Source organism: Acinetobacter sp. 226 (assembly GCF_048147925.1).
GTDB classification, from domain to species: Bacteria; Pseudomonadota; Gammaproteobacteria; order Pseudomonadales; family Moraxellaceae; genus Acinetobacter; species Acinetobacter pecorum.
In genome coordinates this window covers 109,730-124,506 of record NZ_JAYWYX010000003.1, presented here as the reverse complement: position 1 = coordinate 124,506, position 14,777 = coordinate 109,730, and the positions used below count along the sequence as shown (strand labels likewise).

Below are 14,777 nucleotides of genomic sequence, written 5' to 3'. Positions count from 1 at the left end.
CGCTTGAGCCCATTTTTTCTGATTTCAGCATGTCTCTCGGGTATGCTTAAGCTGATGAAACTGATCCTCGTCTGGGGAGCAGATGCACTCTGTCAGAAAGTTACCCATAGGAGTCATGACTTTGTCAAAATGAGCCTAAAGGGGTTTGGCATCATTTTGTATGTTTAGGCAGAAGGCTGCGAGCAGTATTTTTCTTATAATCTGTTACTTTTATAAGCTGAAAGGTTTTTACATGGTGTTTTTATTAAAAATAACAAAAACATACATGATTAACGATATTGGATTTCATACTATATTGCTACGCGCCTGTTTTAAGTTTGTATGCTCATTTAAACGCTGCTGCACTTGACGATTTCAAGCGGTAGCTAACTTGCATATAACGAATAATAAATAGTGGATATTTATGCAAGATTTTTTTAAAACTAAAAAATTTCAGTTACCCACACAGTCCAGCTGGAAACATGTCTGGTCTAAGCCGGTATTTGAGTATCTGCATTCCGATCATTTTGATGGTCAACGCTTTCATAATCTGGAATATTCCCCATTATCGCGCAGTCGTTTTGATTTATATAAATGGCTGGTTACCCGAAAATCCAGTACCTGGCAAGTCAACCTTGATGAGGAGCGTGCCGAGTTTTTTGCACGTCCACGTGCTTTGCCGCAGCATCGTCCTGATGCTCCCCTAGATGACTGGCAAATCTGGTTTATTGGTCATGCCACCGTACTCATTCAGATTGGACCTTATAATTTCCTGACCGATCCGGTCTGGGGCGAATATGCTGGTCCTTCTGCATCTACCGGGCCACAGCGCGTCATTCCGGCAGGTATTGCCCTGGATGAACTACCCCATATTGATGCTGTGTTGCTGAGCCATAACCACTATGATCATATGGATCTGGCCAGTCTGGAATGGCTGCATACGACTTTTCAGATGCCGATTTATACAGGACTGGGCAATGCCTGGTATTTGCCAGAACATTATACCGTGCATGAAATGGACTGGTGGGAAAACGCCTTTTTTGAAGAGATCAGGATTGTCTATACACCGGCGCAACATGCTTCTGGGCGCGGCATACGCGATCAGAACTGTGCCCTCTGGGGAGGTTTTTCTTTATTGCATGGCAAGGAGCATTGTTTCTTTGCCGGAGATAGTGGCTATGCTTCCCATTTTAAAGAAATCCGCAAACGTTTAGGTGCGCCGCGGATCGCCTTGCTGCCAATTGGTGCGTATGAGCCACGTGAACTGATGCGCGCGATTCACATGAATCCGGAAGATGCTTATCATGCCCATCACGATTTGCAGGCCAAATGCTCACTGGCCATTCATTACCGCACTTTTCAGCTGACTGATGAAGACCGTGATGCACCAGAGCATGACTTGCATGAGATTATCAAGCATTCCTCCAAGTTAATTAATCCGTTTTACTGCATACGTGAAGGCAAACGGATTATTGTCTAAACGCTATGCTTGTTCTTGCCAAATGAGTTGAATAGCCACTACAGAAAGCATAAGCATGGCGATATTCATCACCACGGGATTGAATGCCGCAGTGAGTTGTAAAGGTACGGTAAGTGCAATCAGCAGTAGTAATCCTGCAAGTCCCATGATATTTAATCCATGCAATAGAATTGATCTGTTCCATTTCAGAAAGCATAAACCCCACAGCATTTCACATCCCCCAGAAAAGCCCACCAAGGTCTGGGCAAATGCCAGCTCAAAACCCATATTTTGCCAGATTGTGATTTCAGCAGGGGACTGGAACAGAATTTTTGGAATCAGTCCTTGATAGAACCAGAGCATTGCCAAACTTAGCCCAATGCTACAACAGTACCTGATTGAAAACGGGCTTAGGATTCACGAAGCGCATTTTCCAGAAAATGGCGTTTATTTTCGCCGGAGGGGATCAGGCAATATTCAGTTTTGCCGAATAGCGTGTAGCGATTTAAAGCGATCACACGATACAGAAAATCCCGGATAAAACGCGGAACCAAATAACCTGCGCTCATTAAATTAAATGGAAAACCGAGATGTTGCAGCGCCTTCAGTAATGCAGTCGATTCGGTATAGAGTGTGCCATCTCGGATGACAAGCATGGTGGTGTAATGTTCAGTGGACATCTGATAGTGCTCAAGCAGGGCAATACCTAAAGGAGATTGGGCAGAGACCAGTTTAAACTGTATTTTTTTATCGTATTGAATTAAAAATCGTGCCCAGCCATTACAGATCACGCAAACGGCATCAAACACAATGATGTCGTGCTGTTGAATGATGTCTTCAATATTTGGATGCATTCTGGTATTTCTTTTTGTATGAGCTTGCTTCTATAGTGCTGGATACCGCAATAAAAAACCACCCGAAGGTGGTTTTTCTATACATATCTAAAGTGGCTTAGATGAAACTAGGTAGCCCTTTGGCTGGGTCGCTTTCACGAGCCGCTTGAGCATCTGCTACAGTCATCCCCAGTGCTTGTGCTACGCCTTCACCGTAAGCGGGATCACAATGATAACAGTTGCGGATGTGACGGTATTTGATGAAATCCAGGGCATCGCCCATTGCTCTAGCCGTATTATTGAACAGCGCCTGTTTCTGCTGGTCATTCATTAGATTGAACAGGGCACGAGGTTGGCTGAAGTAATCACTGTCATCTTCACGAAAATCCCAGAAATCGGCATCTCCGGTAATTTTTAGTGGCGGTTCCCTGAATTCCGGCTGCTCCTGCCACTGGCTAAAACTGTTTGGCTCGTAATGCGGCAATGAACCATAGTTGCCATCCATGCGGCCTTGACCATCACGGCGGTTCGAATGTACAGGACAACGTGCCGCATTGACTGGAACCTGTGAATGATTTACTCCTACACGGTAGCGCGCTGCATCGGCATAGTTCACTAAACGTGCCTGTAACATACGGTCTGGTGAATAGCTGATACCTGGTACCAGATTGCTTGGTGCAAAGGTGGCCTGTTCCACATCCTGGAAATAGTTCTCCGGATTGCGGTTCAGCTCGAATTCACCGACTTCAATCAGTGGATAATCGCCTTTCGGCCAGACTTTGGTCAGGTCAAACGGATGATAAGGCACTGTTTCAGCTTCCAGTTCCGGCATGACCTGAACGTACATTTTCCATTTTGGATAGTCACCACGTTCGATGGCATCAAACAGGTCAGTCTGGCTGCTTTCACGGTCTTTGGCGATTAAGGCTTCAGCTTCAGCATCGGTCAGGTTCTGGATACCTTGCTGGGTACGCATATGGAATTTTACCCAGAAACGTTCATTCTTGGCATTGATAAAACTGAAGGTATGACTGCCAAAACCATGCATATGACGGTAGCCGGCCGGAATCCCGCGGTCTGACATGACAATAGTCACTTGATGTAAGGCTTCAGGCAGTAATGTCCAGAAATCCCAATTATTGGTGGCACTGCGCTTGTTGGTTTTCGGATCACGTTTGACTGCTTTATTCAGGTCAGGGAACTTGCGCGCATCCCGCAGGAAAAACACCGGGGTGTTATTGCCGACCAGATCCCAATTGCCTTCTTCAGTATAGAATTTTAAGGCAAAACCGCGAATATCGCGTTCCGCATCGGCCGCACCACGTTCACCCGCCACTGTTGAGAAACGGGCAAACATTTCGGTTTTTTTGCCGACTTCAGAGAAAATTTTAGCGCGGCTATATTGGGTAATATCATTGGTCACGGTAAAGGTACCAAAAGCACCTGAACCTTTGGCATGCATACGACGCTCTGGAATCACTTCGCGGACAAAGTTGGCCAGTTTTTCATTCAGCCATAAATCCTGGGCAAGTAAAGGTCCACGCGCACCTGCCGTCATACTGTTCTGGTTGTCGACCACAGGTGCCCCAGCCTCAGTAGTCAGGTGGGTGACAGGGCATTTTTTAAAATCTTGGCTCATCTTTCCTCTCCAAGTTTTGAATATCTTATGTCGTTTACCTAGTATTCATAAAATATTGAGATATATGCTAATCAGATCAGGTTTCGCTATATTTACAATATCTTTAAATAAAGGGTGTTACAGCACAAAACGGAATTCAGGGTATAATTGAGTGAGCTCACTCAAAAAATATTTTTAAATTTAATAAAGTTTAAAATGTTGAAAATTAAATGGTTACTCTTAAAAAGTAACGGGTTTTCCACTCTGTGACAATATCAAATTCTATATATTTTGAATAACTCGAATAATGAATGGGATTAAACGAAAATAACAATATCTAAGTCGATAATATGTTTTTATCAAAGGATAAAAATAATAAGTGAATAGTATTGTTTAAAATAAATTTTATAACTGATTTATTTTAAACGTTTTTTTAATCGAGTTTTGTTTGGCTGAAGAAACCCATAAAAATAATGAATGAAATAAGGGTGTTTTCTGGCTATAACTCCCATTTTTGCATATAGAAAATCCTGGCTAAATGGGCTTTATTTTTGAAAAAGCATTGGCAAATATGCTTGAAAATTAGTCAGCCGGCCCTATAATTATCTCACTCCTTCTTCCAAATGATATAGAGAGCAAGATGGCCAAGAAAAAAACAGCCGAGCAGGTAGTGATCCACAATTTTGTGGCAAAACACATGCATGAAGTCAACAAAAGCCAGGTCTTTGTAGACCGAAAGAAAAATGCAAAACGTGGCTACAGCAAGCACAGACAAGGGCGATATTCCATGGAAGATCGCCCTTTTTTAATGGCAGCTTAAGGTTTATAAGGTGGTTGGGGGCGATGTGGTGGCTGTTTGGGGTTGGATTTGAGTGGAGAAAGCGGGGCGACTGGCCGGGTACGACGGGTTTGTGAATATTGATTTGGACGACGGGACTGGGTTGAAGATTCATCCGTGATTAAATCACTGAAAAGTTTATGTAGTCTGGTGTGAACAGGCGCTTCAGGGTGAGGGGAATGAGGCTGCGGCCTGGCCTGTTGAAAACTGGCAAATTGATGTTTTTGTTGCTGATAAAGTTTGGCGGCCATCACGGACGGGTCATGTCGGCCTAAACGCCGTCGTTGCGATGCCGAAATTTCAATGCCCAGTAGTGGCGACATTTTAGGCCGTTCGGTAGAGTTGCTGGTCCGATTGCTGGCAGGGCGGGAGCGAGATGAATACGAATCATCAGTATTTTTTCGGGCTTTTAAGGCAGGTGCAATAATAACAATATAGAACACCACAGCTACCATGAACAGAATGACCAGAAATTCCATAACCACCTCCACCAATGTCGAGAGTGAGGGGGCTGGAAAAGCCCCGTATTAAGCACCTACCATACGCGTGGCTGATTTCACTATATCTCCCAGACCATGAGTTCTGAAATAATATTCTAACCAGCTTTTTACCATGAGTGGATTGTCCATTTTTAACACATGTTGTAGCAATTCCTGTGCATCACTCATCGGAACATGACAAATGGTTTTACGAACCCGCAGAATATTACTTGAACTCATCGACAGGGTATTAAAGCCCATGGCCATGAGTAAAACGGCAGACAGCGGATCACCCGCCATTTCCCCGCAGATACTGACCGGTTTTTCATTGCGATGACAGTCCTGCACCAGACGGGTCAGGGCACGCATTACTGCAGGGTGCAGGTGTGAATAGACATTGGCCACCCGTGGATTATTACGGTCGACGGCCAACAGATATTGGGTCAGATCGTTGGAGCCGACCGAGAAGAAATCGACCAGTTCGGAAAATTCATCAATCTGATATAGCACGCTGGGAACTTCCACCATAATACCGAGTTTAGGCTTGTTTACCTTGACCTGTTCCTCTTCCTGAATCGCCGCATGATCACGTTCCAGCAGGTAGAGCGCTTCTTCGACTTCACTGACACTGGTCACCATCGGCAGCAGAATATGCAGGTTATTCAGTCCGATACTGGCTTTGAGCATGGCGCGAATCTGTGAAGAAAAAATTTCCGGATGGTCCAGGGTAAAACGGATGCCACGCCAGCCGAGTGCCGAATTTTCTTCTTCAATCGAGAAATACGGCAGGTCTTTGTCTGCACCAATGTCCAGAGTCCGCATCACTACCGGTTTATTGGCAAAGTGACTGAGTTGCTGGCGATAAATCGCACGTTGTTCTTCCTCGCCCGGGAAGCGGTCACGTAACATAAACGGAATTTCAGAACGGTATAAACCGACACCTTTGGCACCACGCTGCACACCACGCACCACATCAATCATCAGACCGGTGTTGACGTATAGTTTGACCGCCACGCCATCCGGGGTAATCGCATCTTTGGTTTCGTACTGGCGCAGATCTTTAGCAATCTGTTCTTCTTCTTTTTGAATTTCTTTATAGCGACTGCGCAGGCGACGTGGCGGATTAATAAAGACCCGGCCCTGATGCGCATCGACAATCATTTCCACATCATCGAGGGTATTGATTGGCAGTTCGGTTACGCCGACCACAGTCGGAATACCGAGAGCACGCGCTACAATCACCATATGTGAGTTCATGGCACCTTCAGTGGTGACAATTGCGGCAATTTTATCTACTGGTAATTCAACTAGTGCTGCCGTCGAAATTTCTTCACCAATCAGGATGCTTTCATCGGTCAGTTCACGGTGACTGGCATCTGCTTCCTGTAAACGGGCCAGAATACGGCGGCCCAGATCTTTCAGGTCTGCCACCCGCTCACGTAAATAATCATCTTCCATCTGGGAAAATTGTGCCACATGATTGTCAATGACAATCCGCACCGCGCCTTGTGCCCAGTGGCCTTCACGGATAAAAGCCTTGATTTCTGCAGGCAGTGCATTTTCATCCAGCATCCGCAAGAACACACTAAACAGTGCGCGCTCTTCAGCCATGAGTGCATCCTGCATCTTGTCATCCAGCCACTGAATTTCTTCACGGACTGAATTCAGCGCGCTATCCAATAACATTAGTTCTTCACTGATATCGTCGGCTTCACGTTCCGGTACGGCAGTCAGATCCGCTGGCGGATAAAGAATCACTGCACGGCCTAAGGCAATACCCCCTGAACCGGAAACCCCCTGAAAGGTTTTATAGGCAGGCAGGTTACTCGGTTTACGGAATACATCAATATTGCCGACCGCATGGGCATGCGCAATTACGCCTGAAAGCTGGGCACAGAGCGTAACCAGAAAAGATTCGGCAGCTTCGGAAAAATCCTGTGGCTCCTTGTTTTGAACAACCAGTACGCCCATGACCTTGCGACGGTACATGACTGGAACGCCAAGAAAAGAGTTATAAAGCTCTTCACCGGTTTCTGGCAAAAACAGGAACCGTTCATGTTTAGGAGCATTGTCCAGATTGACAATTTCTTCACGCTGGCCTACCAGCCCTACCAGCCCTTCCCCTGTCTGCAAGGATACATGGCCGACGGATTCCGCATTCAGGCCCTTAGATGCCATGAGTAGATAGCGCTGATTGCGTTCATCGAGGAGATAAATCGAGCAGACATCAACCTGCATGGCTTCGGCTACATGATTGACCATGATGTCAAGTGATTCATGCAAACTGGTGGACGCATTGATCTCCTGAACAATACGTCTCAAGGTGTCCAGCTGCATATTCGACATAAGGTCTGCTCCATCAATTCAGAATTTCAGTAATTAAGTTTATTTATAACAATAGCCAAGTAAAAAATCTGCATTATTTATGCGATTTTTTAAGGTTTTTGCTGTGGAAGTTGCTGACACAATTCCACCAAGGCTTTACGATAAACATCACGTTTGAAATTCACGACTTGACCAAGTGGATACCAGTAACTGACCCATTGCCATTGATCAAATTCGGGCGGATCAGACAGATTCAACTGAATATTCTGTGCCGGGGCCGTCAGTTTGAGTAAAAACCACTTTTGTTTTTGACCAATACAGACCGGATCGGAATCCGTACGAATGTATCGATGCGGCAAACGATAGCGCAACCAGCCTTTGGTTTGCGCAATAATCTGGACGTGTTCGGGCAGTAAGCCAATTTCTTCTCTCAGCTCACGATAGAGTGCCTGTTCAGGGGTTTCTCCATACTGGATACCTCCTTGTGGAAATTGCCATGCATTATGACCAATGCGTTTTGCCCATAAAACCTGTCCAGCATCGTTTGCCAAAATGATCCCGACATTCGGTCGGAAACCTTCAGAGTCGATCATTTGGCTACCTAAAAATTGTTTAATTTATGCCTTTGCCATCGGGGAGCATTATTTCGTTATCCAACTCGAAAAAAGCAAAGTTTAAAAATGTTAAAATTGCTATGATCTTAACGAATTTCTATCGACTAGCGGAGATAGATTTACAATTTTTTTCTTAAATTTCAGTTTTAACGAGTATTTTCATGAAATTGGCGCTATTTGATCTCGATCACACCTTGTTAAACACGGATTCGGATCATTCCTGGGGAGAGTTTTTGGTCAGCGAGGGCCTGGTCGATCCAGTTCAGCACCGTGCCATGAATGACAAGTTCTATGATGATTATAAAAAAGGCCAGCTGGATCCTTATGCCTATAATGAATTTGTATTCCAGTTTCTAACCCAACATGACAATGATTATCTGGTTGAATTACATCAACTGTTCATGCAAAAAGTCATTCGTCCACAAATGCGTCCTGAAGGTTTTAAAGCCATTGAGCGCCACCGTGAAGCAGGGCATGCCTTAGTGGGAATTACCGCGACTTCAGACTTTATTACCGCACCGATTTTTCGTGAATTCGGAATTACTGAAATTATTGCCACCAATGCTGAAGTCATTGATGGGAAATATACCGGTAAAGTCATCAATACCGCGTGCTATCAGCAAGGCAAGCTGGTGCGACTGGAACAGTGGCTGGAAGGCCGTGACGTAACCGAGTCTTGGGCCTATTCAGATTCAATTAATGATCGTTTCTTGCTGGAATATGCGGATCATGCCATTGCCGTCAATCCGGATGAGCGTTTGGAAACTCTGGCGAAGGAGCAGGGTTGGGAAATACAGGACTGGTCGATCTAACTAGTCCAGCTTTATTAATGTGATTTATTTAGCACAACTTCGGTTGTGCTTTTTATTTGCCTCAATGGAATATTAATGTTTTTTACAGTCCGGCCGAATCAGGCATGCTATGCTCAAACAACAGGACATGATAACAATAGTAAACTCTGAGGTATAAGATATGACTCACGTTCGACCGCGTATGACACATCTGTTCCAGCAGCTTGGCCTGGATGCCAGTGCAGAAGGTATTGCAACATTTATTCACGAGCATCAATTGCATAAAGACCTGACTTTACTGGATGCGCCGTATTGGTCAGAAGCACAACGTCAATTTTTAAGCGAGAAAATAGCCTCTGATGGCGAATGGGCGATTGTGGTAGATCAACTCAATGAATCCTTACATGAAAACTCAACCATTGAAGGATAATTAAAAAGCCAATCCTATGATTGGCTTTTTTAGGTCATCACTTTTAGCGAATCTTTCTCCAGATGGTGACTTGTGACAGCGTGTGTTGATACTTTCTGGCCGTTTCCCGAATCACAAAAGGCACATCCTGTGGCTCGGCCACCAATTCAAAGTGCTGGGTTAAGATATTGGTTATACCTGCCAAGGTCGTAATATTTTCCCCATCCTGCTGAAAACCACCCAGCCATTCACTACGCGCCGTATGTTCTTCCAGCCAGGTATAGGGCGAGCTCAACATTAAAATACCCCCCATATTGATACGCTCATGAATCTGCGCCAAAAAGTCTTTCGGATGATGTAACCGGTCAATCAGATTTGCTGCCAGAATAAAATCATAGCCGCTAAAATGTGCTTTAAGATTGCAGGCATCAGCCTGAAAAAATTCCGTTTTAGATGCAAACTGATCCAAAGCGACATCTTCAAGTGAACAGCTTTTTTCTTCGCTTAATTCACCTTCTAGTGGCAGTTGATAACGTACTCTGTCGCCTTGGGCCAAATAAACTGCCTGCTGAATAAAGCGTGCAGAAAAGTCCAGACCGGTCACCTGATCAAAATAGCGTGCCAGTTCAAAGCTGGCGCGGCCGGTGGCACAGCCAATATCTAAGGCACGATGACATGGGGTTTGCTGAAAATAAGGTTGCGCCAGATGGACCAGTGTTTTGGCAAAATTGGTGACACCAAAATATTCAGTGCCATACTGAAACTCCAGATATTGGGAGACCAGCTGGTCGCTTTCATAGTTCGAAGGGAAATGTTGCAGTGCCTGATCAGAGGCGACGTAGCGAAAACCGGCATGCTGGAAGAAATGCCGTCTGAAGGCGTAGCGGGAACTATATAAAGCTTCATTGCCCGCCGAAATCCAGGAGCCACCTTTCATCAGGTTATGGCGACCGTCAAAGGTCGGTGTACTGAAATCATCATAAAACGGATGCACCTGAAAACCCTGAAATGGATAGATCGGGGTTTCAGTCCACTGCCAGACATTGCCCTGAATATCGTAAAAATCACCCTGCTTGAAATGATCCACCGGACAGGAGCTGGTGCCGTATTTCAACTCGATATTGGCCTGTTCAGGACTTGGTAAATGTGGATCCAGGTCTGAAATCGCATACAGGCGATACCATTCGTCTTCGGTCGGCAAGCGAATATTTTTCCCCAGCTGTTGCGATTTCCACTGGCAAAAGGCCTTGGCTTCATGATAATTCACTTCTACAGGCCAATCCCAAGGCATCGGTACCTCTTCCAGCATCAGTCGCAGTGACCAGCCCGATTCAGTTCTGCGCCAAAAACAGGGGTAAGCAGCTTGGGAAAATTGCAGCCAGCCTAGACCTTCTTCATTCCAGTAGTGTTCGATCTGATAGCCACCAGCTTCGACAAAAGCCAGAAATTCCTGATTGGATACCAGATATTTGGAAGCTGCAAAAGCCGCTACCTGCGCTTTATGCTGGCCGTATTCATTGTCCCAGCCATAAAATGGATCGTTAAAATCTTTCTTTAGATGGATCTCACCTTCAGGCACAGGCAGCAAGCTGTTATCCGGAGCCATGCCGGTAATGATATTGGCACGCCACTGCGGATGCTGGCGTACATGTTCCAGAGCATGCTGGCGGATCAGTACGGAAGAAGTTTCCAGATGAATCCGTTCATGCTCAATGCCCATGATGATGGTCCACCAGGGATTTTGCCAGTTTAAGGGCAGAGTCAATGGGGCATGTTCAAGAATGTTCAAGATCAGGGCACGCACCTGATGACGATAATTGCGGACTTCCTGCACACTGGGCCAGTCATAATGTACTTTATCCAGATCATCCCAGCTCATCTCGTCCACACCGATTGCAAAAATACTTTCAAAATGCGGATTCAGGCGTTCGCTGATCAGTTTGCTGAGCAGCAGTTTGTTGACAAAAAAAGTGGCAGTATGCGCAAAATAAAAAATCAGCGGATGACGTAAGGTAATCGGTTTAATGAAAAAAGCATCTTCATGCTTGAGACATTCAAACAGTTGCTCATAGGTGTCAAAAGTATTCAGAAAATATTCACGTAAGTGCTGTCGGGCGGTCTGTTCATCGGCAAAATCAAGCGCCGGCGTGGGTAGCAGCATCGGTTTAGCCGAAAGCCATGGGCTGCTGGTACTTTTTTTATCTTTAGAATGGGGTTTTAAGGCAAAATCGAGCTGCATCCGTCAGGCTCCATGGAATAGTTTTAAGCATCCTTCTGCATCGCAAAAGAATGGAATTGTCTTAAAAATACTCGAAAGATATCGCCAAATGGGGGGTATTTAGGTAACAAAATGCTGCATCGTGCTTGATGCAGCATGTTCAGCTACAGCTTAACTTAAATAGGCTAAATAGGCAGAGCACTGTCTTGCATGAGCTGAACCAGAGCCTGTGCCGCTTTGGACTGCGTACGACCAGGATGCCAGACCATGCCCAAACGGCGGTTCATTTCCAGATTAATGTCTAGTTGGTGCAGGTCATGATTTACTAAAGTTTTTGGTAGCACAGACCAGCCCAAACCAATCGATACCAGCATCCGGATCGATTCCAGCGGATTGTTACTCATGCTGACTTTCGGTTTAATACCCTGTTTTTCAAACTCTGCCAAGGTGATCTGCGAGGTATAAGTTTGTGAAGAGGGCAACAGGCTTGGATATTCGAGCAAATCTTCCAGAGACAGATTTTTTTGCTGTGCCAGCGGATGAAACGGTGCCACCACAAAGACCAGAGGATCATTCCAGATGGTCACGTAATTCAGGCGTGCATCACCCCGTGGCGGCAGGGTTAAAAATGCCAGTTCCAGATCACCGGCAATCACCTGTTCATGTGCCTGTTCGGAATCGACAAAATGCACATCCAGGGTCACGTCCGGATAGGCTTGGACATAACGGCGCAAATGGCTCGGAAGATGATGCAGGCCAATATGATGACTGGTACCAATTTTCAGTTTACCCTGTACCAGAGCCTGTTCATGGCTCAAGGTATAATGAATATCACCGAGCTCGTTCAGCCAGTTTTTCACTTTAGGCAACAGGGAATGTGCCGCATGGGTGGCCTGTACGCCACGTCCGGCAGATTCAAACAGTTTGACTCCAAAGTATTCTTCCAGACTGTGAATACGTTTGGTGACGGCAGGCTGGGTAATAAAAAGCTGATCTGCAGCCAGAGATATCGAACCGGTTTCCATGACTTTTACAAAGGCTTCAAAGGCTGCGAGATTCATCTTAATCACCTATAAAGAATTTTTATGCTTAAGGTTATTATTGTTATATTTTAAGAATAAATCAAAGTAAAATTAGTTTATTTATATTAGGTTGCTGAATTACTAAACGTTTTCAACGTATTGTATTTTTAAGAAGTTAAAAAAAAGACCGCCTCTGCAGACGGTCTTTCATCAGGAACCCCGACAGAAGATCTTAGACGGTAATGTCCTCATTCTGCTGTTGGTTATTACGCTCCCAGATTTTTTCATGAAAGAAGAAAGCAACTGCTTGTACGGTGGGTTCTAACAAACTCAAGGCAATGGCCATGGTTAAACTGCCGGTCACCAAGTAGCCCACAATCATCGCCACAGTAATGTGCATGATGTAATAGCTGAAAGTCTTTTTAAACATGCGCTGATTGTTGTCTACAAAACGTTGAATATGTGCCATGTCGAAGTTCCTCGAAATAAGTTATCTCTGCCGATGAATAAATAATAATAATTCTCATTTAATTTGTAAAAACGAATATTTTTTATAAAATGATCGGAAAATTAGATTTATAGAAGTAAATAGAAATAATCTGAAAGTCTGATTTAATTCACTTTTTAAAATATTCCAAAAAGTTTTTTAACTAATAAAAATGATAAATTAGATTTATGTGATTGCAGCGATATAATCAAAATCAGAGAAAGAATTTACCCAGTCCAGTGGAGTATATCGACATGGCAGGCGAGACCCAAACAGTACAAAAGCAAAATGCAAAAACACTATATGACAAGTTGTGGGATGACCATTTAGTAACGCAACGTGACGATGGTTCTGCCTTACTCTATATCGACCGTCACCTGTTGCATGAAGTAACCTCGCCACAGGCATTTGAAGGGTTGCAATTGGCCGGGCGCAAGCCATGGCGTTTAAGTGCCAACATTGCTACACCGGATCATAACGTACCGACCTCGAAAAAAGAGCGTGAGCAGGGCGTAGCCGGAATTGAGGATGAAACCTCGCGCATCCAGGTGCAAACCTTGGATGACAACTGCAAGACCTTTAATATTGTTGAATTTGATATTAACGATATCCGTCAGGGCATTGCGCATGTGGTCGGGCCGGAGCAGGGCTTGACCTTACCGGGCATGACCGTGGTGTGTGGTGACTCGCATACGGCAACCCATGGTGCTTTTGGCTGTTTGGCGCATGGTATCGGGACATCCGAAGTTGAACATGTATTGGCGACCCAATGCCTGGTTCAAAAGAAGATGAAAAACATGCTGGTGCGTGTTGATGGCAAATTAGGTCAGGGCGTAACACCAAAAGATGTGGTCTTGGCGATTATTGGCAAAATTGGTACAGCAGGCGGTACTGGTCACGCGATTGAATTTGGTGGTCAGGTCTTCCGTGACATGTCTATTGAAGGTCGTATGACTGTGTGCAACATGGCGATTGAAGCCGGTGCCCGTGTCGGCATGGTGGCTGTCGATGAAAAAACTATTGAGTATGTTAAAGGCCGTCCGTATGCGCCGACTGCAGAGCAGTGGGATCAGGCTGTTGCTTACTGGAATACTTTACATTCAGATGATGACGCATACTTTGACACGGTTGTTGTATTGCAAGGTGAAGAAATCGAGCCACAAGTGTCTTGGGGTACTTCCCCTGAGATGGTGATTCCGGTCTCTCAAGCAGTACCGACTTTAGAACAAGCCAAAGATGATGTACAACGCAATGACTGGAACCGTGCTTATCAATATATGGGCTTAAATGCAGGTCAGGCATTAGCAGACATCCAGTTAGATCGTGTATTTATCGGTTCGTGCACCAACTCGCGTATTGAAGATATCCGTGCTGCAGCCGAAGTGATTAAAGGTCGCAAAGTCGCATCTTCAATCAAACAGGCGATGGTGGTTCCTGGTTCTGGACTGGTCAAAGCCCAGGCAGAAGCGGAAGGTCTGGACAAAGTATTTGTCGAAGCGGGCTTCGAATGGCGTGAACCCGGCTGTTCAATGTGTCTGGCGATGAATGCCGACAAGTTACAACCAGGCGAGCATTGTGCGTCGACTTCGAACCGTAACTTTGAAGGTCGTCAGGGCAATGGCGGTCGTACTCATCTGGTGAGTCCAGCCATGGCAGCCGCTGCTGCGATTGCAGGTCACTTTGTTGATGTTCGTTCATTTTAATT

The 14,777-nt window shown here is 45.2% G+C and carries 14 protein-coding genes; 5 read left to right on the top strand and 9 right to left on the bottom strand.

The genetic code is table 11. The annotated features are described in order from the left end of the window. Positions 1 to 403 precede the first annotated feature (403 nt). On the top strand, positions 404 to 1,459 hold the full coding sequence (locus tag VXP95_RS02060) for an MBL fold metallo-hydrolase (protein WP_064094885.1): 1,056 nt from the start codon (positions 404 to 406) through the stop codon (positions 1,457 to 1,459). A gap of 3 nt (positions 1,460 to 1,462) precedes the next feature. On the opposite strand, the gene VXP95_RS02055 is transcribed toward VXP95_RS02060, so the two are convergent. The 3 genes from VXP95_RS02055 to VXP95_RS02045 form a co-directional block, all read right to left on the bottom strand. Beyond that, entirely contained in the window at positions 1,463 to 1,801 is a 339-nt protein-coding gene (locus VXP95_RS02055) for a DoxX-like family protein (RefSeq protein ID WP_416711301.1), read from the bottom strand. A gap of 47 nt (positions 1,802 to 1,848) precedes the next feature. Then, entirely contained in the window at positions 1,849 to 2,292 is a 444-nt protein-coding gene (locus VXP95_RS02050; RefSeq protein ID WP_144724174.1) for a DCC1-like thiol-disulfide oxidoreductase family protein, read from the bottom strand. A gap of 97 nt (positions 2,293 to 2,389) precedes the next feature. Then, entirely contained in the window at positions 2,390 to 3,910 is a 1,521-nt protein-coding gene (locus VXP95_RS02045; RefSeq protein ID WP_416711292.1) for a catalase, read from the bottom strand. A gap of 619 nt (positions 3,911 to 4,529) precedes the next feature. Between VXP95_RS02045 and VXP95_RS02040 the strand changes: the two genes are divergently transcribed. Beyond that, positions 4,530 to 4,709, top strand: coding sequence for a DUF7230 family protein (locus VXP95_RS02040; protein ID WP_071852341.1), 180 nt, complete (start codon positions 4,530 to 4,532; stop codon positions 4,707 to 4,709). Here the strand turns inward: VXP95_RS02040 and VXP95_RS02035 are convergent. From VXP95_RS02035 to VXP95_RS02025, 3 genes are all read right to left on the bottom strand, one after another. Further along, positions 4,706 to 5,206, bottom strand: coding sequence for a hypothetical protein (locus VXP95_RS02035; protein ID WP_416711291.1), 501 nt, complete (start codon positions 5,204 to 5,206; stop codon positions 4,706 to 4,708). The genes VXP95_RS02040 and VXP95_RS02035 overlap by 4 nt on opposite strands. Before the next feature lie 48 nt (positions 5,207 to 5,254). Further along, entirely contained in the window at positions 5,255 to 7,552 is a 2,298-nt protein-coding gene (gene ptsP / locus VXP95_RS02030; protein ID WP_416705495.1) for a phosphoenolpyruvate--protein phosphotransferase, read from the bottom strand. A gap of 89 nt (positions 7,553 to 7,641) precedes the next feature. Beyond that, the gene (locus VXP95_RS02025; protein ID WP_064094879.1) at positions 7,642 to 8,124 is read right to left on the bottom strand and encodes an RNA pyrophosphohydrolase; all 483 of its coding nucleotides are present in this window, start codon (positions 8,122 to 8,124) and stop codon (positions 7,642 to 7,644) included. A 182-nt stretch (positions 8,125 to 8,306) separates the two neighbouring features. Here VXP95_RS02025 and VXP95_RS02020 point away from each other — a divergent pair, with 182 nt between their 5' ends. Further along, positions 8,307 to 8,957 carry an HAD family hydrolase gene (locus VXP95_RS02020; RefSeq protein ID WP_064102222.1) on the top strand — a complete coding sequence of 217 codons (651 nt, stop codon included), beginning with the start codon at positions 8,307 to 8,309 and terminating at the stop codon, positions 8,955 to 8,957. Between the two features lie 160 nt (positions 8,958 to 9,117). After that, positions 9,118 to 9,366, top strand: a complete 249-nt coding sequence (locus tag VXP95_RS02015) for a DUF2789 family protein (protein WP_064094877.1) — start codon at positions 9,118 to 9,120, stop codon at positions 9,364 to 9,366. 43 nt (positions 9,367 to 9,409) lie between these two features. On the opposite strand, the gene ovoA is transcribed toward VXP95_RS02015, so the two are convergent. The 3 genes from ovoA to VXP95_RS02000 form a co-directional block, all read right to left on the bottom strand. Next, entirely contained in the window at positions 9,410 to 11,584 is a 2,175-nt protein-coding gene (gene ovoA, locus VXP95_RS02010) for a 5-histidylcysteine sulfoxide synthase (protein ID WP_416711289.1), read from the bottom strand. A gap of 164 nt (positions 11,585 to 11,748) precedes the next feature. Further along, on the bottom strand, positions 11,749 to 12,624 hold the full coding sequence (locus VXP95_RS02005) for a LysR family transcriptional regulator (protein ID WP_064094875.1): 876 nt from the start codon (positions 12,622 to 12,624) through the stop codon (positions 11,749 to 11,751). 193 nt (positions 12,625 to 12,817) lie between these two features. Beyond that, positions 12,818 to 13,054, bottom strand: coding sequence for a DUF2061 domain-containing protein (locus VXP95_RS02000; RefSeq protein ID WP_005107971.1), 237 nt, complete (start codon positions 13,052 to 13,054; stop codon positions 12,818 to 12,820). Positions 13,055 to 13,326: 272 nt separating this feature from the next. Between VXP95_RS02000 and leuC the strand changes: the two genes are divergently transcribed. Continuing rightward, entirely contained in the window at positions 13,327 to 14,775 is a 1,449-nt protein-coding gene (leuC, locus tag VXP95_RS01995) for a 3-isopropylmalate dehydratase large subunit (RefSeq protein WP_064094874.1), read from the top strand. Positions 14,776 to 14,777: the final 2 nt, after the last annotated feature.

Excerpts from the sequence above, each read along its gene's own strand:
- VXP95_RS02060 (WP_064094885.1), top strand. The coding sequence starts at position 404 with ATGCAAGATTTTTTTAAAACTAAAAAATTTCAGTTACCCACACAGTCC.
- VXP95_RS02055 (WP_416711301.1), bottom strand. The coding sequence starts at position 1,801 with ATGCTCTGGTTCTATCAAGGACTGATTCCAAAAATTCTGTTCCAGTCC.
- VXP95_RS02050 (WP_144724174.1), bottom strand. The coding sequence starts at position 2,292 with ATGCATCCAAATATTGAAGACATCATTCAACAGCACGACATCATTGTG.
- VXP95_RS02045 (WP_416711292.1), bottom strand. The coding sequence starts at position 3,910 with ATGAGCCAAGATTTTAAAAAATGCCCTGTCACCCACCTGACTACTGAG.
- VXP95_RS02040 (WP_071852341.1), top strand. The coding sequence starts at position 4,530 with ATGGCCAAGAAAAAAACAGCCGAGCAGGTAGTGATCCACAATTTTGTG.
- VXP95_RS02035 (WP_416711291.1), bottom strand. The coding sequence starts at position 5,206 with ATGGAATTTCTGGTCATTCTGTTCATGGTAGCTGTGGTGTTCTATATT.
- ptsP (WP_416705495.1), bottom strand. The coding sequence starts at position 7,552 with ATGTCGAATATGCAGCTGGACACCTTGAGACGTATTGTTCAGGAGATC.
- VXP95_RS02025 (WP_064094879.1), bottom strand. The coding sequence starts at position 8,124 with ATGATCGACTCTGAAGGTTTCCGACCGAATGTCGGGATCATTTTGGCA.
- VXP95_RS02020 (WP_064102222.1), top strand. The coding sequence starts at position 8,307 with ATGAAATTGGCGCTATTTGATCTCGATCACACCTTGTTAAACACGGAT.
- VXP95_RS02015 (WP_064094877.1), top strand. The coding sequence starts at position 9,118 with ATGACTCACGTTCGACCGCGTATGACACATCTGTTCCAGCAGCTTGGC.
- ovoA (WP_416711289.1), bottom strand. The coding sequence starts at position 11,584 with ATGCAGCTCGATTTTGCCTTAAAACCCCATTCTAAAGATAAAAAAAGT.
- VXP95_RS02005 (WP_064094875.1), bottom strand. The coding sequence starts at position 12,624 with ATGAATCTCGCAGCCTTTGAAGCCTTTGTAAAAGTCATGGAAACCGGT.
- VXP95_RS02000 (WP_005107971.1), bottom strand. The coding sequence starts at position 13,054 with ATGGCACATATTCAACGTTTTGTAGACAACAATCAGCGCATGTTTAAA.
- leuC (WP_064094874.1), top strand. The coding sequence starts at position 13,327 with ATGGCAGGCGAGACCCAAACAGTACAAAAGCAAAATGCAAAAACACTA.